The 21,234-nt window shown below is 53.4% G+C and carries 23 protein-coding genes; 22 read left to right on the top strand and 1 reads right to left on the bottom strand.

Going from position 1 to position 21,234, the window contains the following annotated elements; all coding sequences use genetic code 11:
* Positions 1-117: 117 nt before the first annotated feature.
* The 13 genes from ABD892_RS00870 (at position 118) to ABD892_RS00930 (ending at position 12,439) form a co-directional block, all read left to right on the top strand.
* Complete coding sequence (locus ABD892_RS00870; protein ID WP_345192867.1) at positions 118-369, top strand: hypothetical protein; 252 nt, start codon at positions 118-120, stop codon at positions 367-369.
* Between the two features lie 32 nt (positions 370-401).
* Complete coding sequence (locus tag ABD892_RS00875) at positions 402-608, top strand: hypothetical protein (protein ID WP_345192869.1); 207 nt, start codon at positions 402-404, stop codon at positions 606-608.
* 2 nt (positions 609-610) lie between these two features.
* Positions 611-817: a hypothetical protein gene (locus tag ABD892_RS00880; RefSeq protein WP_345192871.1), complete on the top strand. Its 207-nt coding sequence runs from the start codon at positions 611-613 to the stop codon at positions 815-817.
* Between the two features lie 240 nt (positions 818-1,057).
* A complete protein-coding gene (locus tag ABD892_RS00885; protein WP_345192874.1) occupies positions 1,058-1,627 on the top strand; it encodes a hypothetical protein in 570 nt (189 codons plus the stop codon).
* Between the two features lie 111 nt (positions 1,628-1,738).
* A complete protein-coding gene (locus ABD892_RS00890; RefSeq protein WP_345192877.1) occupies positions 1,739-1,885 on the top strand; it encodes a hypothetical protein in 147 nt (48 codons plus the stop codon).
* Between the two features lie 29 nt (positions 1,886-1,914).
* Positions 1,915-4,278: a phage terminase large subunit gene (gene terL, locus ABD892_RS00895; protein WP_345192879.1), complete on the top strand. Its 2,364-nt coding sequence runs from the start codon at positions 1,915-1,917 to the stop codon at positions 4,276-4,278.
* Positions 4,279-4,394: 116 nt separating this feature from the next.
* The gene (terL, locus tag ABD892_RS00900; protein WP_345192881.1) at positions 4,395-7,478 is read left to right on the top strand and encodes a phage terminase large subunit; all 3,084 of its coding nucleotides are present in this window, start codon (positions 4,395-4,397) and stop codon (positions 7,476-7,478) included.
* Positions 7,475-7,768 carry a hypothetical protein gene (locus ABD892_RS00905; RefSeq protein ID WP_345192883.1) on the top strand — a complete coding sequence of 98 codons (294 nt, stop codon included), beginning with the start codon at positions 7,475-7,477 and terminating at the stop codon, positions 7,766-7,768. Before terL (ABD892_RS00900) ends, ABD892_RS00905 begins: the two co-directional genes overlap by 4 nt.
* 2 nt (positions 7,769-7,770) lie before the next feature.
* Positions 7,771-9,867, top strand: coding sequence for a portal protein (locus ABD892_RS00910; RefSeq protein WP_345192885.1), 2,097 nt, complete (start codon positions 7,771-7,773; stop codon positions 9,865-9,867).
* A 2-nt stretch (positions 9,868-9,869) separates the two neighbouring features.
* Positions 9,870-10,904: a hypothetical protein gene (locus ABD892_RS00915; RefSeq protein ID WP_345192887.1), complete on the top strand. Its 1,035-nt coding sequence runs from the start codon at positions 9,870-9,872 to the stop codon at positions 10,902-10,904.
* A 27-nt stretch (positions 10,905-10,931) separates the two neighbouring features.
* Positions 10,932-11,696 carry a metallophosphoesterase gene (locus tag ABD892_RS00920; protein ID WP_345192889.1) on the top strand — a complete coding sequence of 255 codons (765 nt, stop codon included), beginning with the start codon at positions 10,932-10,934 and terminating at the stop codon, positions 11,694-11,696.
* A gap of 100 nt (positions 11,697-11,796) precedes the next feature.
* On the top strand, positions 11,797-12,024 hold the full coding sequence (locus ABD892_RS00925; RefSeq protein ID WP_345192891.1) for a hypothetical protein: 228 nt from the start codon (positions 11,797-11,799) through the stop codon (positions 12,022-12,024).
* A gap of 10 nt (positions 12,025-12,034) precedes the next feature.
* The gene (locus ABD892_RS00930; RefSeq protein ID WP_345192893.1) at positions 12,035-12,439 is read left to right on the top strand and encodes a hypothetical protein; all 405 of its coding nucleotides are present in this window, start codon (positions 12,035-12,037) and stop codon (positions 12,437-12,439) included.
* Between the two features lie 51 nt (positions 12,440-12,490).
* On the opposite strand, the gene ABD892_RS00935 is transcribed toward ABD892_RS00930, so the two are convergent.
* A complete protein-coding gene (locus tag ABD892_RS00935; protein ID WP_345192895.1) occupies positions 12,491-12,613 on the bottom strand; it encodes a hypothetical protein in 123 nt (40 codons plus the stop codon).
* Between the two features lie 52 nt (positions 12,614-12,665).
* On the opposite strand from ABD892_RS00935, the gene ABD892_RS00940 reads away from it, so the two are divergent.
* From ABD892_RS00940 to ABD892_RS00980, 9 genes are all read left to right on the top strand, one after another.
* Complete coding sequence (locus ABD892_RS00940) at positions 12,666-13,787, top strand: N4-gp56 family major capsid protein (protein WP_345192897.1); 1,122 nt, start codon at positions 12,666-12,668, stop codon at positions 13,785-13,787.
* 65 nt (positions 13,788-13,852) lie between these two features.
* The gene (locus tag ABD892_RS00945) at positions 13,853-14,218 is read left to right on the top strand and encodes a hypothetical protein (protein WP_345192899.1); all 366 of its coding nucleotides are present in this window, start codon (positions 13,853-13,855) and stop codon (positions 14,216-14,218) included.
* Positions 14,218-14,886 carry a phage adaptor protein gene (locus ABD892_RS00950; RefSeq protein WP_345192900.1) on the top strand — a complete coding sequence of 223 codons (669 nt, stop codon included), beginning with the start codon at positions 14,218-14,220 and terminating at the stop codon, positions 14,884-14,886. The genes ABD892_RS00945 and ABD892_RS00950 overlap by 1 nt, the downstream gene beginning before the upstream one ends.
* The gene (locus ABD892_RS00955) at positions 14,886-15,515 is read left to right on the top strand and encodes a phage adaptor protein (protein WP_345192901.1); all 630 of its coding nucleotides are present in this window, start codon (positions 14,886-14,888) and stop codon (positions 15,513-15,515) included. The genes ABD892_RS00950 and ABD892_RS00955 overlap by 1 nt, the downstream gene beginning before the upstream one ends.
* Positions 15,502-15,954 (top strand): GNAT family N-acetyltransferase, encoded by a 453-nt coding sequence (locus ABD892_RS00960; protein WP_345192902.1) that lies wholly within the window; start codon positions 15,502-15,504, stop codon positions 15,952-15,954. Before ABD892_RS00955 ends, ABD892_RS00960 begins: the two co-directional genes overlap by 14 nt.
* Complete coding sequence (locus tag ABD892_RS00965; RefSeq protein WP_345192904.1) at positions 15,954-16,556, top strand: hypothetical protein; 603 nt, start codon at positions 15,954-15,956, stop codon at positions 16,554-16,556. Before ABD892_RS00960 ends, ABD892_RS00965 begins: the two co-directional genes overlap by 1 nt.
* A 303-nt stretch (positions 16,557-16,859) precedes the next feature.
* Positions 16,860-17,114: a hypothetical protein gene (locus ABD892_RS00970; protein ID WP_345192906.1), complete on the top strand. Its 255-nt coding sequence runs from the start codon at positions 16,860-16,862 to the stop codon at positions 17,112-17,114.
* 9 nt (positions 17,115-17,123) lie between these two features.
* The gene (locus tag ABD892_RS00975) at positions 17,124-19,172 is read left to right on the top strand and encodes a hypothetical protein (RefSeq protein ID WP_345192908.1); all 2,049 of its coding nucleotides are present in this window, start codon (positions 17,124-17,126) and stop codon (positions 19,170-19,172) included.
* The coding region (locus ABD892_RS00980; RefSeq protein WP_345192910.1) for a thermonuclease family protein at positions 19,172-21,234 on the top strand (2,063 nt) is incomplete at its 3' end. The genes ABD892_RS00975 and ABD892_RS00980, both read left to right, overlap by 1 nt.

The raw sequence follows: 21,234 nt of genomic DNA on the forward strand, positions 1-21,234 counted from the left end.
ACGGATGCTGAGTACCTGGCGCTTTGGGAGAGTACCTGGAATGATCCTGATTACCTTAATTCAGGTGATCTTACAGGTGCGCTCGAATTCAACCTTGAATACAGGAACTAATCACGGATGATTATCTTCAACAATACAACAGGGCACCAAACCTCGGCTGACCTGACGGCATCAGGCCCTTTTTATCTTCAGGTGTCCGGCAACCTTGTGGGGTCTGTCTCACTGGAAGCATCGCTGGATGCAGGTATTACGCCTGAAGCCATCTGGCATACCAGTATTGCAGGGGTGTTTTATGTCGATTTGCCTGAGAATGCGACCTACCGCATCCGGGTGGATTCTGCATATCCTGTTTCGGTATGCACCGGATAATTAGCACAGCTATTACTAAAAGGAAGGTACCTATGTCCCCGCTGAAACCCAAGACGACGACTGATGTCTACAACCGGATGGTCGCTGACCTTGAAGTGATCCGTGACCGTGAAACCTGCAAAGCGGAGAAGCTGGCCGCTGAGATCGAGCTGAAGATGCGCGAGCAGGCCGCAGCGACTACCGAGGCGACCAAAGCCGTGGCGGTCATCGACAAATTCTCTGAACTGTTTGGGGGTTGATAATGATCACATATGAACCCAGCAAAGAAGATGTTGCCAAGTTCTACGCCTCCCAGCCAAAGACAAAGGGTGTAGAGCAGGAGTCTTTTGCACAGGCTGCTGATCGGATGATGCGCCGCGAAATGAAAAAGCTCTATGGGCGCTCGAAGTACCGTCCTGACGGGGGTCTTTATACAAGCGACGAGCGACCCTGGTTGTTTGGGGAGTAAGAAATGAAAATCATACTCCTCAATGGGCCACCTCGATGCGGCAAGGATACATTAGCAGAGCTATTTATCCGCTGCTTCGGTGCTGCTCACGCATCATTCAAGAAACGCCTCATTGAANTACAGGCTGCTGATCGGATGATGCGCCGCGAAATGAAAAAGCTCTATGGGCGCTCGAAGTACCGTCCTGACGGGGGTCTTTATACAAGCGACGAGCGCCCCTGGTTGTTTGAGGAGTGAGGAATGAAAATCATACTCCTCAATGGGCCACCCCGATGCGGCAAGGATACATTAGCAGAGCTATTTATCCGCTGCTTCGGTGCTGCTCACGCATCATTCAAGAAACGCCTCATTGAAATAACTCTCTGTATTTATGGCGTTTCCAGAGAGCAGTGGGATCAGTGGTATGAGGATAAGGAAGTACCACGCTCTGCCCTGGATGGAAAGAGTTGCCGGGGGGCGCTGATTTATGTCAGTGAAGAAGTCGTCAAACTGAAGTTTGGTGATGATTATTTCGGCAAGGCAGCAGCCCAGGAAAGCCTTAATCATCTGCGTGATGGCTACGATTACACCATCTTCTCAGACAGTGGTTTTCCCGAAGAAGCGATACCGCTGTGCAATCTTGTGGGGCCGGAGAATGTGATGGTGGTCCGTATGCACCGTGGGGGTACTGACTTCAGCAACGACTCACGGCGGTACTTGCAGCCCAGTGATCTGCCAGAGGGCGTCCGTTTTATGGAGCTGGAAAACAACAACCATATAGAGGAAACCATTGGGTTCCTCGCCTTGGGGATCGAGGAAGTATGGCCTTAAAGACACACCTACGGTACCAGAACATGCCCTACGCCTTATGTGGCAGGTTTCTGGTCAGGATAACCAAAGACAAAGGTCAAGTGACCTGCAAGCAATGCGGAGGGAAGCAGAATGAAAGGGATGCTTCTGGCGGTAAGTCTGGTAGTACTGTCGGGGTGTGCGGCGAAAAAGCAGTGTGTTGATATGCGGGTGGTCATGTGGGAAGGCAAGGCCAATATCCAGCAGATGTGTTTTGAACCGCTGCGTACTTCAGAGTAAAGTATTAGCTAGGCTAATTATAAGGGCTTATGGACGAACTTAAAGAACACGGCGACCTGTTGGATTTTTTTGCTGGCAGGGAGCACAAGGAACCGGAGATTGCACAGGCAGCTATCAAGGAGCTGGCTGGTCGGGAATTGTGCCGCCGTAATCTTTTACCCTTCATTATGAAGTCCGACCCCAACTACTTGCCGGGTTGGGTGCATAAAGACATTTGCCGCAGGCTTGAGAAGTTTGCCCAGGATGTGGCGGATAAGAAGTCTCCCCGCCTGATGATTACGATGCCGCCCCGTTCAGGCAAGTCTACTATCGTGTCGAAGATTTACCCTGCTTGGCATCTGGGGCAATACCCCGACCACGAAATCATCGCCTGTTCTTATTCTGGCGCACTGGCAAACGACTTTAGCCGGAAGGTTCGTAACCTGATGCGCGAACCTATGTACAACTCGGTGTTCAATACACGGCTCGATCCAGACACGCAGGCGGTCAGCTACTGGGCCACGACCAACGGCGGGGGATTTGTGCCAGCCGGTGTCTCGGGGGCGATTACCGGCAGGGGTGCACACGTAGCTTTGATCGACGATCCCGTGAAGAACCGGGAAGAAGCCGAATCAGAAGTCACCCGTGAAGCGGTGTGGGACTGGTACACCTCGACACTCTACACACGACTTGCCCCCGGTGGTGGGTTGCTGGTTGTGCAGTGTATGACAGGCGATACCCCCGTACTTATGGCTGATGGAAAAACCAAACCACTTGTTGATCTCGTTGTCGGGGATGCAGTCGCAACTTTCGATAAGGGCCATCTGTCTACTTCAACAGTGCTGAATCACACAAGTAGTGGGCGTGATGTGGTGTTCAAAATCACGACATCCTCCGGAAGAACAGTAAGAGCTAATAAAAGACACCCGTTTCTTATTCAAACTGCCAGTGGAGGGCTTGAATGGGTCAGGACGAAGAACCTGAGATCAGGGTTGAAAATCGTAACGCTAAAGGACAGTGGGGTAAGTGGAAAGGAAAGATATGCAAAGCCGACGGATGCGAAAAACCTGTTAGTTGCAGAGGATTTTGTTCCTCCCATTACAACAAATGGAAATGGGCTACAGGATACAAACCACCGTCGCAACAGCCGGGATCACGCAGCCGACTCAGCGCAAAACTCAAACACAGGTACGGTATTACGCTCGACGAGTACGAAGCGATCCTTGAGAAACAAGGCGGCGTTTGCGCTATCTGCGAAGCGACTGCTGAAGAACTTGATAATCCTGACCACTGGAAGGATACTTTCTGCGTTGACCACTGCCACGACACTGGCAAGGTCCGGGGGTTGTTGTGCAACCCATGCAACCTCATCGTCAGCACCAGAAACACTACCCGAATACTTACCCGCGCTACCGAATATCTCCGACTTCACAGTGGAGGAGATTGTTAGTATCACGTCGGATGGCGTAGAAGAAGTGTTTGATGTGCAGATTGATCGCACGGAGAACTTCATCGCCAATGGCGTAGTCAGTCACAATACTCGCTGGCACCATGATGATCTTGCCGGTCGCCTTCTTGCAGAGATGGATAACGGCGGTGAGGAGTGGGACTTGGTGGAGTACCCCGCCATCGCCACCGAGGACGAACAATACCGGAAGAAAGGAGAAGCCCTTCACCCGGAGCGATACCCCCTCGAAGCCCTTGAACGCATCAAACGAACCGTCGGCCCCCGTGACTGGCAGGCGCTTTACCAGCAGAAACCAACGGCAGATGAAGGGGATTATTTTACCCACCAGATGATTCGGTTCTACAAACCACAAGACCTGCCGGAACGGGATGCACTGCGTTTCTATACCGCATGGGATTTGGCAGTAGGTACCAAACAAACCAACGACTGGTCAGTAGGTGTTACTGTAGGCGTGGACAACAAAGACAACATCTGGCTCGTTGATCTGTTCCGTGCGCGGGTGGACTCCAAGGATTTGGTGGACGAGATCATTGACGGCTGGGAGTTATGGCGTCAGGACATCATCGGGCTTGAAGAAGGGGTTATCAAACACTCCATAGGTCCTTTCTTTGACAAGAGGATACAAGAGCGCAGGGCTACAAGCCTCAACTATTCGCCCCTGAAAGTAGGCAAATCGGATAAATCCGCAAGGGCGCGATCCATACAGGGCATGATGAAACAGGGGCGTGTATTCATTCCTGAAGGGGCATCCTTCACCCCCGATCTCATCAACGAGCTTCTCCAGTTCCCTAACGGCAAACATGATGACCAGGTGGATGCGCTGGCGCACATCGGTCAGATGTTGGCGGACATGGACAGTCCGGGGGGCGAACCCGCCAAGAAAAAGAAGTCATGGCGCGATCTCCTCAAACGCAAAGCCAAGAAACGAGGGGCCATGGCCGCATGATTGATGATTACCTGTTCGGGGCAGACGGAATTCTTCGTGTTGAGGAAAACGGCGAGCCATTATCACCCGACNGATAATTCAGGATAAAGTATTAGCTAGGCTAATCATAAGGGCTTATGGACGAGCTTAACGACCTCAAGGATAGTGGTGATCTGCTTGCTGATTTAGCAGGCTTTGAATCCTATAACGAGACACAACAGGCGGCGCTGCATGAGTTAGCGCAGCGCCAGCTTTGTCGCCGTCGTTTGTTGCCTTATATCCAGCAATCCAACCCCCGTTATCTGCCCGGTTGGGTGCATAAGGACATCTGCCAACGACTGGAGCGGTTTGAGCAGAAGGTCATCGCCAAAGAATCACCACGGCTGATGATCACGGTCCCCCCGCGCCATGGAAAACTTTTGGCAGACTCTACTCCAGTGATGACTACCCAGGGGTGGAAAAACCATGGGGATTTAATGGTTGGGGATTATGTTTTCGGTCCTGACGGCAAACCCACTAAAGTTGTCGCTCTTTCTGAGAAACAACTAGCGACACATATTGTTGAGACTTTCGCTGGGGCGAAAATAAAGTGCCACTTGGATCACGAATGGACTGTGTACGATAGAAATAGAAGGAAAGTACGCACAGTCGAAACAAGGGATTTATTATCGTCAGTTGGTGAGTCCGCTGAACGAGCACGGTTTCTACTACCTTCCATTAAACCAATCCAGTTTGAATCGCAGTATTTAGAAGTCCATCCTTATGTACTTGGTGCTTGGCTCGGGGATGGTTCCGCAGGCAAGCCTTGTTTAACCCATCACCCTGAAGAAAAAGAAGTGGTTGAGAAAATAACAGCCTGTGGGTATGGTATTTCTGCCGTCAATACACACAAAACGACAGGGGTAAAGACAACTTATTTTAGTGGCCCGAGGCCGGGAGTGGCTGGCTTATTAACAAAAGGGCTGCAAAAACTGGGTGTGTATAATGAAAAACATATACCAGAACAGTACAAACGTTGCTCGGTGGAACAACGCCTATTGATATTAGCTGGGCTAATTGATACTGATGGACATACTTGCCAAAAGACATCACGAGTACGTATATCTACCTGTAGCAAAATACTTGCAGATGATATTTCCCAGATCACAAGATCATTGGGGTGGCGCACATACATCACTGAAACGCAACCTATAATGTCCTCGTCAGGTATCCAAGGAAGAAATATTGTTTACCAAGTAGGGTTTAATCCTCTGCAAGAAATCCCTGTTCAGTTAGACAGGAAAAAAATACAAAACAAACCTGTATTGAGGAGGGTGGGTATAAAAGGCGTGTACCCCGCATCCCATGAAAAAGGGCGTTGTATACAAGTAGATAGACTTGATGGTCTTTATTTGGTCGGGGAGCATTTGACTCCCACACATAATTCCGAGATAGCATCCCGAACTTTTCCTGCATGGTTTTTGGGGCGCAACCCGGATATGGAGGTTATCTCTTGCTCCCACGGTGCTTCACTCGCAGAAAGTTTCTCCCGTAAAGCCCGTGATCTCGCCAAGTCTCCACTGCACCAGTCCATATTCCCCGAATGCGTGGTAGACCCACAGGCACAGGGCGTGAAGAACTGGATGACCACGGCAGGCGGCGGGTATCTTCCAGCCGGTGTTGACGGCCCGATCGTCGGGCGTGGTTTTAACTGCCTAACAGGGGATATGAAGGTCTGCACAGACAGAGGGGATGTAGAAATAGAAACCCTCGTCCATCAATTTGACCAGTATCAGGTGTACTCCTATAACGAGAGTAAGGGCGTAGTTGAGCTACAGCCTGTTGTGGCATCACAAAGGACTCTCACGGATGAACTTTACGAGATCACTACTGTCTCCGGAAGAACAATTAAGGCAACTGGACAACACCGCTTCTTCATACGTGGACGAGGATACGTCCATGCGAAAAGTCTTAGGGTCGGAGACGATCTCAGTGAAGCCGAGAAGCCGCAAAAACAAACATTGCGCCAAGCATCATATAGACCACAACCCAAGGAACAACACCCCAGACAACTTGATAACTCTTTGCGGTACATGCCACACGATACATCACCGCTCAAAACAGACACCATTTCCTCAATTAAAAGAGTGGGCTGCCAACAGATGCCAGTCTATGACATCCAAGTGGCAGGAAACAGTAACTTCTTTGTTGAAGGAATACTGACCCATAACTGTGGCATCATCGACGACGTACATAAGTCATGGAAGGAAGCCGATAGCGAGAATATCCGTGAGGATGTGTGGGAGTGGTACACGGGTGTCTTCTATAACCGTGCCGCGCCGGGTGCAGGCATAATTCTCATAATGACCAGGTGGCATCACGATGATCTTGCCGGTCGTCTGCTTGAGGATGCCAAGAACGGCGGTGATCAGTGGGAACTGGTTGAATATCCGGCCATCGCCGTTAATGACGAACCCTACCGGCGCAAAGGCGAACCGCTGCACCCTGAGCGGTACAACCTGAAAGCCCTTGAACGAATCCAGCGAGTATCTGGCCCTCGTGTCTGGCAGGCGTTATTCCAGCAGAAACCTACGGCAGACGAAGGTGACTTCTTCACCCAGCAGATGATCCGCTACTACAAACCCAACGATCTGCCACCACGCGATGAACTCCGTTATTACACCGCATGGGACTTGGCGGTGGGTACCAAGGACACAAACGACTGGTCCGTCGGCATCACTGTCGGTATGGATAAAAACGAAAACATCTGGGTTGTTGATCTGTTCCGGGCACGGGTGGATTCAAAGGACCTTGTGGAAGAAATCATCGACGAGTGGGAGTTATGGCGGCAGGACATCATCGGTCTGGAAGAAGGAGTCATAAAACACTCCATCGGGCCGTTCCTTGACAAGAGGATAAAAGAACGTCGCGCCACAAGCCTCAATTACGAACCGTTGAAGGTAGGTCGTGCCGACAAGGTTGCCAGAGCGCGATCCATACAGGGCATGATGCGCCAAGGCAGGGTTTATATCCCAGAGAATGCCGGGTTCACACCGGATTTCATCAACGAGCTTCTCCAGTTCCCTAACGGCAAACATGACGACCAGGTGGATGCGCTGGCGCACATCGGTCAGATGTTGGCGGACATGGACAGTCCGGGGGGCGAACCCGTCAAGCGTAAGAAGTCATGGCGCGATCTCCTCAAACGCAAAGCCAAGAAACGAGGGGTCATGGCCGCATGATTGATGATTACCTGTTCGGGGCAGACGGAATTCTTCGTGTTGAGGAAAACGGCGAGCCATTATCACCCGACAATGCTGAAGCCACCCGGCAGGATGGTTTTCTCTTTGGTGAGATTCCTCCGGAACCCTGTATTAGCTGTGCGAATAAGGAGGAGTGTCAGCAGAAGAAAGCCTGTGAAGCCTTCCTGTTTTATGTGCAGGGCGCTGAAACCACCCAGAAGAACAACCAATACCCCACGGCTGACAGAACACCCCGCAGCGATATTTACCAACTGATTTTCAGGGATTGAAGATGAGCAAAGACAAGGACGTTGCGGAGATCAATTACAAGCGGTACATCCGAGCACGGGACAACGGGCACAAGACCTACCTCGAAGAAGCGGACAAGTGCCTCGGGTTCTACGAGGGTGAGCAGTGGAGTGAAGCTGACCGCAAGGCGCTGGAAGACGAAGGTCGTCCGGCACTGACCATCAACAAGATACTCTCCACGGTCAACACCCTGCTCGGGGAACAGACCTCACGACGGGCGTCCTTTCAGGCCAAGATTCTGAAGGAAGGTACCGAACAAGGTGCCCTGGCGATCTCAAAACTGGCTATTGCCATTGCCAACATCAACGAACTTGAGTACCAGGAATCCGAGGTGTTCAAGGACGGTGTGATCGGCGGTCGCGGCTTCTTTGAAGTGAAAATGGATTTCTCCGACAACGTGCAGGGCGAGATCAGCATCAGGGCCAAGGACCCGAAAGAGGTGATTCTTGACCCCGACGCCAGCGCCTATGATCCGGCTACATGGAACGAGGTCATCACCACCACATGGATGTCGCTGGATGAGATCGAGGAGAAATACGGACCTGCCAAACGCAAGGAGATTCAGCATCGGGTCGATCTGAGGGAGCACTTTACCGAGGATTCGGTTTCCTATCAGTCTCGCCCCGGCACTTTTGGTGAAACCCATGGTGGCGATGATCTGGATGAGGACGACAAGAAGGATGTCCGTGCTGTCCGGGTGGTTGACCGCCAGTACCGCAGGCTCCGGAGCCGGAACTATTTCATTGATACGGTGACAGGCGACGAGCGTCCCGTGCCTGACGGCTGGCCACAGGAAAAGATCGCCAAGGCGAAAGAAACCTTTGGTCTGGAGATCATCAAGAAGACCGAGCGCCAGATCAGGTGGACGACATCAGCGGACAGTGTGTTGTTGAAAGATCGCTGGTCGCCCTACCGCTCATTCACCATCATTCCTTATTTCTGTTACTGGAACCGTGGGCGACCGTTCGGGATTGTCCGCAATCTGATCAGTCCGCAGGAACAGCACAACAAGCTGGCGTCTCAGGAACTGCATATCGTCAACACCACTGCCAACTCTGGCTGGATCGTTGAGGATGACAGTCTGACCAGCCACACCACTGACGAACTGAAAGAAGAAGGCAGCAAGACAGGTCTGGTGTTGTCGTTCAAGAAGAACCGGACGCCTCCGCAAAAGATCACTGCCAACCAGATTCCGACAGGGATTGATCGTGTCGTTCAGTTGTCATCCAACAACATCAAGGAAATCAGTGGTGTCACTGACGCCATGCTCGGCCTTGAGTCGGCGGAAGTCTCCGGTGTGGCGCTCAAATCGAAAGAGAACCGTGGGCAGGTACAGGTGCAGGTGCCCATGGATAACCTCGCCCGAACCCGTCGTTACCTTGGCCTGAAAATACTGGAGCTGATTCAGGACTTCTACACCGAGGAACGGGTGATTCATGTCACCCGCGAAGACCAGCCTGGTAATCCACAGGAAGAAATGATCATCAACGAGGTGACGGAGGAAGGGAAAATCCTCAACGACGTGACCGCTGGAAAATATGACATCGTTGTGACCACGGTGCCTGCCCGTGACGCATGGCGGGACTCCCAGTTTGCCGAGCTGCTGAACATGCGCCAAGCCGGAGTGCAGATACCTGCCTATCGGGTGGTCCAGTACAGCCACCTTGCCGAGAAGGACGCCATTGCCGAGGAAGTCCGCAACCTTGAAGGGCTGGGGCAGAAGACACCGGAAGAACAGCAGATGATGCAGATGCAAATGCAGATGGCGATGCAGCAGATGCAGCTTGAACTCCAGAAGATGTCGGCGGAAATCCAGAACATTGCGGCACAGGCCCAGCTCAATCAGGCCAAGGCGGTGGATGTGGCGAACTCCGACGAGATGGAGATGCGCCAGATCGAGGCGGACATGCAGAAGGAGCGTGAGGGCTATGTGGTGCGCCAGCAGTTGGCGGAGACACAGGCGGCGTCGTCTATGCAGGGCAAGGTGCTGGATACCAAAGGAAAGATTTTGCAGGAACAGGCCAAGGCCAGCCTGCAACCCAGAGAGAAAGAAACCCCTAAATCCAATAAGGAGCAATAACCATGGGTGTGGAAAATGAAGAACTACATGCAGATGTTTTTGTCGGCGCTGATGACACGCCTGAATACACGGATGAGGAGCTTACGCTGCCGGAGAAAACTTTCTCTGACGACGAGCCTGCCGACGAGTCCGGAAATGATGGTGGTGGAGATTCACACGAAGAACCTGCCGGTAGCGAAGAAACCGGCGACAAGCCAGCCGACGATAAGCCGGAAGACGAAGCTGACCCTACGCCAGCAGAAGAAGCTGGCGAAAGCGAAGAAGCGGAGCCAGAGGCAGCGCCGAAAAAGCCGATCACCATCCCCAAGGAACGACTCGACCGTGAGTTGAACCGGAACCGGAACCTTCAGAAGCAACTGGACGAGATGAAGGCGCAACTGGAGCAGCAACAGGCGACTCCGGAGAAACAGGCTACACCTGAAGCACCGCAACTGGACATCCCTGACCCTAAAGCCATGATGGATGCGTTCATGGCCGGGGACGGTGACAAATTCAATGAGATGTACACAAAGAGTATGCAGGCCGTCGCTGCTGCTGCACGGGATCAGGCGCTGGCGCAGACCAAAGAAGCCGCTCCCTCGGTGTACACCGAGCAACAGCGCCAACAGCGGTTCCAGCAGGCCGCAGCGGAAGTGGAAGACGCCTACCCCTTCCTGAAGGAAGGCGAGGACGGTTTTGATGCCGATTTGGTGGATACGGTCAACACCTTCACCGATCGCTACATCCAGTCTGGTTATGAACCGGACGATGCCCTACGTGCAGCCACCGACAAGGTGCTTCGTATCGAGAAGCCTGAGTTGTTTGTGGAGAAACCTGCCCCGCAGCCGGAGAAGCAGCAGCAGGTCCGTGAGCAGCGCATGAACATCGACAAGAAGATCGCTGCTGCCGAAGCACAGGGGCCTGCTGTGGAGAAAGGCCAGATCGAATCACCACCGCCGCTGGATTTCGCCAATATGTCGGAGGATGAATTCGACCAGTTGAGCGATAAGCAGCTTGATGACTACTTCGCATGGTCGCGGAAACAGAAAGGGCTTTAAGCCCTTTCGTCTGTTCAGGGGGAAGGCATGGCGTCGAACATACTGTTGATCGCGGATACTCAATGTAAACCGGAGCAGGAGTGGCCGCATCTGGCGCAACTGGGCCGGTTCATTGTGGATAAACGCCCGGATGTGATTGTTCATATCGGGGATCACTGGGATATGCCTTCACTGAGCGCCTATGACCGGGGGACAGCCAAGGCAGAAGGCAAGCGGGTCTATCAGGACATCGCTGCCGGTAACGCCGCGATGGATGTGTTGCTCCATGACCTGCACAAGTTGCAGGCCAAGCAGCGCAGGAACAAGGAAAAGGTATACAAGCCACGCAAGGTGTTTTGTGTGGGCAACCATGAGCAAAGGATTATCCGCCATGTGAATGCCAATCCCGAGCTACAGGGTTTTCTCGATTACTCACACCTGAAACTGGATGGCTGGGAAGCCTACGATTTCCTCGAACCTGTCCAGATCGAAGGCATACTGTTCAGCCATTATTTCGCCAACCCCCATTCCGGTAAACCTATCGGCGGCACCATCCAGAACCGCCTGAACAAGATCAAGGAGTCGTTTGTTCAGGGGCATCAACAGGCGTTCATGTATGACAAGGTATACACGCTGAACCGTGTGTTATGCGGTATCGTGGCCGGTGCCTTCTATCTCCATGATGAGGAATACATGGGACACCAGGGCAACCGGCAGCACTGGCGCGGCATCTGTATGTTGAAGGATGCAGAGGACGGTCACTTCGCTGTTGATGAGTACCGGATTGAGGACATCATGGAAGGGCGGTGGTAGTTTCTGGGGGCCGAATTATTAGCACAGATAAAAATAGGTTTTGGGGGTGGTAACAGGGTTGCTGGTATGCTTCAATAAGTTATATAAAAACAATATAAGAATGAAACAACCGGAGGGCGAAGAAATGACTGTTACCAGCTTTGTCGTTGATGAAAAAACCGACGAGTTGTTGGAAACACTCAAGGTAACTTTCTCAGCAAAATCAAAAGCGGAAGTAATAAGGAAATCCTTGCGGTTGGCCCAGCTTGTGGCCAAGAAAGCAGGAGATGACCATGAAATTATATTATCTGATAAATCTGAAACCTATAAAACTTATGTAACACTTTGACATACAAATAATGACTGAAAAAATAACAACAAGGCAGTCTAATAAGGAGGTCAGCCATGACTACGAAATGGTTGACCTCGACCAACCTACTCAGAATTCCGGCGGCGAGATCGACCCTTTTTTAGAGATGATAACAACACCGGAAGATGCAAAAATCTACCACCTAACAAAAACCTTTCAGGATGCCCTTGACCGGATATTAACGATATTTATGGTTATCAACCAGTTTGTCTTGGGTCTGATTGCTGTAGCATTCATCATGGACAAGGTTTATGTCGGGCTGGGGTGGAAAGAACCCTCCGAACGAACGATAACCCCTGAAACCATCAAGGTATTTCTTTACAGTGTTGTCGCACAGGTTGCAACCATGGCGTTTGCCATGGGCAGAGGGATATTAAAACTCCTGAAAACATAATGTTTTCTGGAGTGACTATATTAGCAGTGCTATTATAGAAGTACAGGCGTATCAACCGACGCTTAACAGGTTGCACTCGCAGGCATGGGGCGACACACCAGCAAGCGACACCAGACGCTCAATACTGGTCGGGACGACACCGGATGGTCGCACTTTTTCGTCATCCCACGACACGGGAAACAAATCAGGACTTTTATTTTTCGTGCAATGTAAGGGATGACTTCAAATGGCACAAACAGATTTTACGCAGCTTCTCGACAATGAGAAGAACGTATGGACAAAACGCGCATGGAAACATGCCCGTGAACACTCCTTCATTATGAAGTTCGCCGGTACCGGCATGAACTCCATGATCCAGCGCATTACCGAACTGACCAAGACCGAGCGTGGCGAAAAAGCCATTATCCGGTTGGTGCCTGATCTGGAAGGCGTAGGTGTCACAGGTGATTTCGAGCTGGAAGGACATGAAGAAGCACTGAAGGCGTTCGATACCGAAATCTTCATCGACCAGCTTCGTAACGCGACCCGTAACAAGGGCCGGATGAATGACCAGAAGACGGTTATCAACTTCCGTACTGAAGCCAAGGACAAGCTGGGTTTCTGGCTGGCGAACATCATCGACCAGATGGCGTTCCTGACCATGGCCGGTGTGAGCTACGACAAGACCACTACGGGTGCCGACCGGACTTCCGCTGGCAACCCGACCGGTTACAAGCTGTCTGATCTGTCGTTCGCCAGTCGCGTCACTGCACCGTCTGCGGCCCGTCACTTCCGTGTATCCGGTACTGACATCGTGGAAGGTGACACTTCAGCGATCACTCCGACCGATACGCTGTCGTATAACGCACTGCTGGCAGCTCGGGCGCACATGAAAAACCGCCACATCCGTGGTGTCCGTTCAAAAGGCGGCGAGGAGTTCTACCACGTATTCCTCAACCCGCTGGCGTATTTGAAGCTCAAGCAGGACCCGGACTATAAGGCTGCGTTGCAACACGCTGCGCCTCGTGGTTCCAGCAACCCGATCTTCAGCGGTAACAGCGTGAAGATGGATGGCATGGTTCTCCACGAGTACCACCACGTCTACAACACTTCCGGTGCGGCTGACGGTGCCAAGTGGGGTGCTGCCGGTGATGTGGACGGTTGTCGTGTAGCTCTCTGCGGTGCCCAGTCCCTGGCGATGTGTACGCTGGACGACGGTGCTGTATGGGATGAGAAGACCTTCGACTACGGCAACAACCACGGTATCGCGGTTGGCAAGATTTTCGGACTGGAGAAAGCCAAGCTGCCCTCCAAGGCCGAGAAGACCGAGCAGGATTTCGGGATGTGCGTACTGGATTGCGCCATCTGATCCGATTGCGGGGGGTAGGCATCGGGGCGCGAGCCTCGGTGCCTTTTTTATAACAGGGAGTGACGATGAAAACGATCAACAACCCTACAGAACAACGACTCCGTTTAGTCTCCCTCGCGGGTGATCTGGTGACATTCATCCAGCCCGGAGAGACACGCACCCTACGTGATGAATATTTCCTCAGTGCCATGAATCAGGGTTGTTTGCCTGCCGGTGAAGACAAGGACATCGACAATCCGGTGACTGAGATTGCCGAAGATCGTGTGGCGGAACTGGCTGAAGTTATGCACACCATCATCCTCGAAGGCGGCGATGTCCTGACAGGTTCCGGTTGCCCCAAGGCCAGCATCCTCAAAGAGCGTTTTGGTGAACACACCAAAGAGGAACGCGAAGCGGCGTTTGATAAGGTTCAGGCCGAGCAGGGTGAGTAATGGGTACCATCACCTGTGCCGAGATCGAAACCAACGCTCGCGCACTGCTGCGTGACGCGGACCCTGACGGCGACTTTGAGCACAGTTCAGACGAGTTACTGAACTGGATCAAGGAAGCGCACTCGGCGGCGGTGCTGCTCAAGCCCAACGTCAATACCGTCAATGAAGCGGTGTTACTGGCAGAAGGCACACGACAGGAATTGCCTGCTGGCGGCGTAAGCCTGGTACGGGCAATCAACAACATGGGTGCGGACGGGCAAACACCCGGTCCGACCATCACTATCGTCAGTCGGGATACGCTGGATAACGCTGACCCCAACTGGCATTTCAGTACTCCCAGCACCACGGTTGAGCATTATGTATTTGACGAAGATGACCCGACCCACTTCGACATATACCCGCCTCAACCTGCATCGCCGCACCACATACGGCTGGTATTCGCTAAGAACCCGGCACTTCCGTCATCCATGGCTGATCCCATTACGATAGACGACATTTACGCGCCGGTTCTCACTGATTATGTGTGTTACCGCGCACTGTCCGAGGATGGGGATAATCCTGAAAACCGTGCCAGGGCTGAAGTTTTTTACACCAAGTTTTCAGAGGCGCTGGGCGTAAAACGCAACATTGAATATGTGATCAGCCCCAACACAGGAGTGACCCAGTAATGCTATGGACTGAGTTTCTGCCTGATATTTTGCCAGAGGCGGTGGGTTGTCCAAACCCTGTTGCGAAACGGGCGATCAAGAACGCCACCATCCAGTTCTGTGATGAAGCGGAAGCCTACATCCACCGGCCTGATCCGTTGACACCTGTCGCCAATCTGCCGGAGTTGGAATTCAGCCTGCCGGAGCATACCCGACTGGCAAAGATTCATGTGTTGTCGTACCGGTCCTCGGCACTAAAACCGACCTCGGAAATGATGCTCGACAGTCGCGCACCGGGCTGGCAGCAGGAAGTGGGCACACCGCAGGCGTTTTACCAGATGAGTCAGCGGTCAGCCCGAATCGTACCGACGCCGGAGAAGACTGAAGCCCTGACGGTTCAGGCGACACTGGCGCTGGCACCGACCCAACGGGCGGAAGGCGTTGATGATGACTTTGCAGACCAGTATTACGAGACGCTGATTGCCGGTGCCCTGTCCCGAATCCTGGGGATGCAGAACCAGCCATGGAGCAACCCGCAGCAGGCGATGGTTTACGGTGCGGCCTTTGCGGAAATGATCTCGCGGATCAAGGGTCGTGCGCGGGGTGACAATTATGCGAAGCGGGAGTCGGTCAAATATGGCGGTTATTAGACGCATGGAAGTGGCTGATGTCCGTCGTGTCGTTGAGATGGGCCACAGCTTGCGGAACGAGAGCAGGTACGCTGAATATGACTTCAACTTTGACCGGGCTACCGACTTCGTTGCTCGCCATGTTAGTAGCGACACTTATGCAGGCTTTCTGCTGGAAGTTGAGGGTGAAATCGTAGGGGTGTTGCTGGCTTACAGCACTTACATCTACTTCGGCCATGATGTGGTGGCGCAGGAGTCCGCCTTCTTCATCGAGCCAGAGTATCGTGGCAAGAAATATCTGGAGCTGCTGGTTAATGCCTATCTGAAGTGGGCGCATAAGCAGGGGGCGAAATGTGCTTACCTCGGGGTGACCACAGGGGTGAATGAAGACCGGACGGTGGCCTCGCTGGAGAAGCACGGTTTCCATCGTTTCGGTTCACTGTTACGGAGAAAAATCTGATGTGTGGCGGCGGCGGTGATACACCGGAGGTCAAACCCAGTCAGAGTGAAGTGCTGGCGGGGCGTGAAGGCGTAGACAAATGGAATGAGCGGCAGGACGACGGTTATGTGCAGCTTGAACAGGACGCCATCACTGATGCGAGCCGCGATCACACGAACATGCTGCAAGGCCGAGCGTCTGCTGATCTGGCCCAACAAACAGGGCTTGCGTATCAGGCGGCTGCGAATACAGGCAGTGCGTTCGCGCTCGGGAATACAGCGAATGTGGCGTCTGCCGCCAATAGTCAGGGGATGAATGCAGCGTTACAGGCGAATCAGGCGGTCAACGACCAGAAGAAACTGGGTGTGATCCAGACCGGGCAGGATGTCACCAAGTCCAACGACGGTATTCTGTCCTCGCAGGTAAACAGGCAGCTCCAGTCGTCTATTAACGATGTCCAGAATGACATCATGGTGAGTAATGCAAAGACCCAGGCGATCATGGATGTGGTGGGTACCGGCGTAGGACTCTATGCCTCCGGTGCGTTTAAGGCATCGCCTGATCCCCGATACAGCACAGGCACCATGAGCAATGGCAAGAAACATTACGGGATAGGGATGTGACCAGACTGACTTATACCGGCAATCCGGAGCAGGACCTCGCGGCGGTTTACGAGGCGCAAAAGAAAGAATACGACTCCATGTATCGCCCTGTGAACAGGGAGATGATTGCGTCGATCAACTCTACCGAAATGGTGGACACGGCCAAGGCGAACGCCAACGCAGACTTTGACGCCATGCAGGGTCAGAGCCAACGCATGGCATCCCGCTTCGGCTTATCGTACAACCCTGCTGAACAGCAGGAGTTGGCGAATCGTACCGCAGGTGCCAGGGCATTGAACTACACNTACCGCAGGTGCCAGGGCATTGAACTACACCAACGTGGTGAATAATGCGCAGACCAACCAGTACGAGCGTAACATGGCGATGCAGGACCAGATGATCAACGTCGGGCGGGGAATTGCCCAGTCAGGGGTCAGCAACATGAATACTGCGGCCAATGCCAAGAACCAGCGTGACATGACCAACGAGAGTATCGACGCCCAGAACAAGGCGGCGAAATACCAGTCCTACAGCCAGATGCTCCAACTGGGTGCCTTGGCTGCGGTCGCATTCATGTAAGGAACCATTATGAACTGGGTACAGCTTAACAACGGCCTCGGCAGGGCGACCAGCACCGCCAAGGACATCATGGACTACAAACTCAGACGGGATACCCTCGATGAGCAGAAGCGCCAGTTCGACCAGAATTACAAGCTGGGCCAGCGCAAGACCGACCTTGATGAAGACCGTGTGCGTCTGGCGCAGGAGATGTACTCGGATAAGCAGACCGAGGAGCGGCGCAAGCGTAACCTTGAGCAGTGGCAGAACCTGACACTCAAGGCTCAGGAGCAGGCGCTGGTGTCCATGGAGGCAGGCGAGATCAGCCGTCCGGAAGAATTCTGGAAGACTGATAAGGCGGCACCGCTGGTTGAGGCGGCGGCGCAGCTCCATCTCGGGGATAGCATCAAGAACCTGAAGATGAAACGTCGTGGCGACGGTGGTTATGATGCCTACGACGGCGACAAGCTGCTCCAGTCCCTGCCTGTCGGTTTTACCCAGAAAAGAATTGCGGCCTATAACATCAAGAACGGATTGCCTGACCTTCTGTCGTCTATCGGGGTGGAAGCCCGTGTGACCCGTGAGGGGAAGGTGGCTGTCCGTGATGCCAGGACTGGCGGTGAAGCCAGCCCGGAACAGATGCAGCAGGTGCAGCAGTTGTCGCAGGAGCTGACCGAGAAGACCGGCATCCCGCTGGCTGAAGCGATGCAGGCGGACGAGAAGGCGGACGCTGAACGGTTGTTGGGCACACCGGCCACAACTGAACCAACACCCGATAACAAGCAAAGTGCACTGGGAATGGTTCAGGGCGGACTGGCTCGTGACGCAGCCCAGACACAAAAGTACCTGTTGAACCCCGGCAGTATTCCGAAGGATCGCCCGAAGGGTAAGGCAGGGGCATACAGCCAGCTTGTTCATTCCAACATCGCTGGTGCAGGTGTCAATGGTGAGTTGCCGACTGTAGATGAAGTGAAGAAGCTGGCCTATACCGCGAAAGAAGAAATCGGGGAGTTCGCTGGCAAGGTCGGGCTGATGCAAAAAATGGGCAGTGCGCTAGATACAGCAACCAGATATACGATGCCCGGTCAGCGTTTTGTTGGCGATGTTATTGACGGGTCAAGGGAAGCCAGTGGTAGCGTTGCCAAAAAGTTGGGTTCTGGTTTACGTAATGCTGTAGGTAACATGAAAGAGACAGTAACGGCCCCAGTGAAGGCAGTCGGTAAGGCAGTAGGTGAAGCCGCTGATGACTTCTTGGCAGGATTCAAAGGCACACCCGAAAAAATGGCTGAACAGCCACAGGAAGCCATCGACAAGGTTAAGGAAGTCACCACGGAATCCGGCAAGACCGTCATGGTGCCCAAGTCCGACAAGATGCTGGGGGCCATGATTTCCCACAAGACTACCGGCAACGATGTCAAGGCGGCACTGTTTATGACCCGTGCGATGCAGGCCGGTGGTAAAGACGCCTATAACGACAGCACCATCCAGCAGATTTACCAGAATCTCAAGGCCAATGGTGTCGGGGCGGACACGGCAAAGGATACCCTGGCATGGCTGAAGTACCGTGACGGTCTGGCAAAAGACCAACGGGCGCAGGCGGATAAACGTGCCAAGGACAACAACGAGTATTTTGATCTGCTCGCGGATAGTTTTGATGAAGACTCTTTACCTCGCTACGGGTTCAACAACAAAGCAGATGCCAAACTGAATATTCTGGATTCACTGGCAAAGGGTAAGGCGATGCTGGCGACTGCCGGTATCGAAACCGATTACCGCAGGATGAATGATGTGCAGCGTACCCGAGTAGGTGAATCGCTCCGGCTGATGATGCGCCTGAACAACAGGGAAGAAGGTGGTTTCCTCGGCTTCGGCACCGAGCGATCAGACACCCGAGGCCAGTTGCACAAGTCCGTCATCCCTTCACAGATTTTTGCAGCCGACCAGTGGCTGTCGATGCCGGAAGCCCAGCAACAGCAGTATCTTGAGAACTACGGAACAACCAGCGCCGCGATCAAGGCTTTGGCCGAGAGAGCGCGAAAAGAGTATAATAATGATTTAGACAACGCCAAGGACAGGTGATGGCAGACAAGTTTGATCTGGATTTCATTGAACGGAATCCCCCGCAGCGTCGTTCGTCCAGTGATATTAGCCCTGCTGATATTGATTTCATTGACCGCAATCCTCCTCAGTCCAGCCTCTATACCGATGACGCCAAGTGGCAGATTCTGGATTTTGATACGGTCAAGAATCTTGAAACCGGCGAGTCGTTTCGTCTTGCCGGTGTGGATGCCCCTGAAACCGCGAAACCATGGAAAGGTGAAACCTCGCAACTCGGTGGTGTTGAAGCCAAGAAATTCCTGCATAAAATCGCCAACGAGCGCGGTTTGAAAGTCGAGCCTACGGGTGAGACAGGTAAATATGGTCGCCCTATCGCCCGTTTCTATGACGCTGACGGCAACGATATTGCTGAAGAAGGTGTCCGCCAGGGCTTGGCATTTCCAGCCTTCGATAAAACCAACTACTACCGCGATGCCCAGTACGAAGCGAATCTGAATACAGAAAACCCTTCACAGCAAGAGCAGGATTATTCCGACCAGCTTTACCTCTCGAAACAGAATCAGGGTGTTAAATACTCCGACCGCAGCGGTACCTTCGCGGGAGCGTTTGCCCGTGGCGGCAACCAGTCACAGGCCATGCTTTATGCAGCCGGTAATGCCATTGGTGAGTTGTTCGGTTCCGATGTCATCGCTGACTGGGGACTGGAAGGGATCGAGCGCAACTTGCGGGAAGCGGCAGTCAACCCGCCTGAAATCCAGAGCTATGAAGATGTGGAGTCACTGGCGGACGCTGGTACCTACATCCTTGAAGCGATTGGTGAACAGGCACCGCAACTGCTGGTAGACCTCGGCTTTGCCGTGGGGACTGGCGGTACCTCGGTGGCTGCATCCATGGCCGGTCGTGCGGCAGTGGGCAAGTTCTTCAAGCGCCAGTTGGGTGAGGCTGCTTACGGGCAGTTGATGAAGAAGATGTCCACCCGAGGCGCGGTGGCAGGCATCTATGGCCAGACAGCCGGTGAAACCCAACTCGAATATCTGGAGCAGGGCATTGACGCTCCCGGTACTGCACTGGCCGTGGGTATGGCGAAGGCTGGCCTTGAATATGCGCCGATCAAACTGGGCATCGACATGGTGTTCAAGAAGGCCCGTGCTGCCGGTGCTGGCCCGAAAGACCTCAAGCAGATGTTGATGAACGCCACTGGCATGGCCGCAGCCGGTGGTTCGCTGGAGAGTATGACCGAAGTCCTCCAGACCGTTGCTGACAAGGCATCGGCTGACATGCTCGGCGGCAAGGACTGGTGGAGCGAGGACGCGCAACGTGAATACATTGATGCGGCTCTTAAAGCCTTTGTTGTTGGTGGCACTCTGGGTGGTGCTGGCAGTCTGGGCGGCGATGCGGTTTCCAATCTTTCGCAAAGGGAATTCGAGAAAGCGTTAAAGGAACTGGATGCAGTTGGAGATGAACTTGCAGGACAAGATACTGGTAATAACCAGCCCGACACTGGCGAAGTGGGTCGGGCGCGAGCAGCACAACCCGTACCGGAAACGGAACAACAAGCGCCAGCGCCGCAACCGCAACAAGCCGAAGTAACGCAGTCACCGGCCAAGCAGCCTACGGCACCGGAACCGACCAATGATGTCTGGGCGCAGTATGGCCGTTTCATGCAGACCGGCGAACCGGGCATTGTGTTCAGCAATGAGCAACAGGAGCTGGGCGAGCTGCGGGATGTGGCGGAGCAGGATGGTATTGTGTCGCTGGACATGGGCAGCGAAACTGCTTTTACCCGTGATGAGGCGACACTGGCCGAGTACCAGCAGCGGTACAACCAAGACCCGGAGGAAGCCAACAAGTGGTTGCGTGGTTATGAACAATCCAAGACCGAGATCGCTGCAGACATTGAATCAGGAGTTGTTACGCCTGATCAGGTGCAGGCAGTTCAGCATCAGGATTCGGGCGGCAACATTCTCCATTCGCAGGCGGTTACGCCGGATAAGGTAGACCAGGCTGTTGCCAACCGTGAGGCGGTGGCGCATGAAGGCGACAGTGTTCGGGTGGTGCCGGTTCAGCAGGAGATCGAGGAGCG

This window comes from Kistimonas scapharcae, assembly GCF_039540975.1.
In the GTDB taxonomy this organism is placed as follows: Bacteria; Pseudomonadota; Gammaproteobacteria; order Pseudomonadales; family Endozoicomonadaceae; genus Kistimonas; species Kistimonas scapharcae.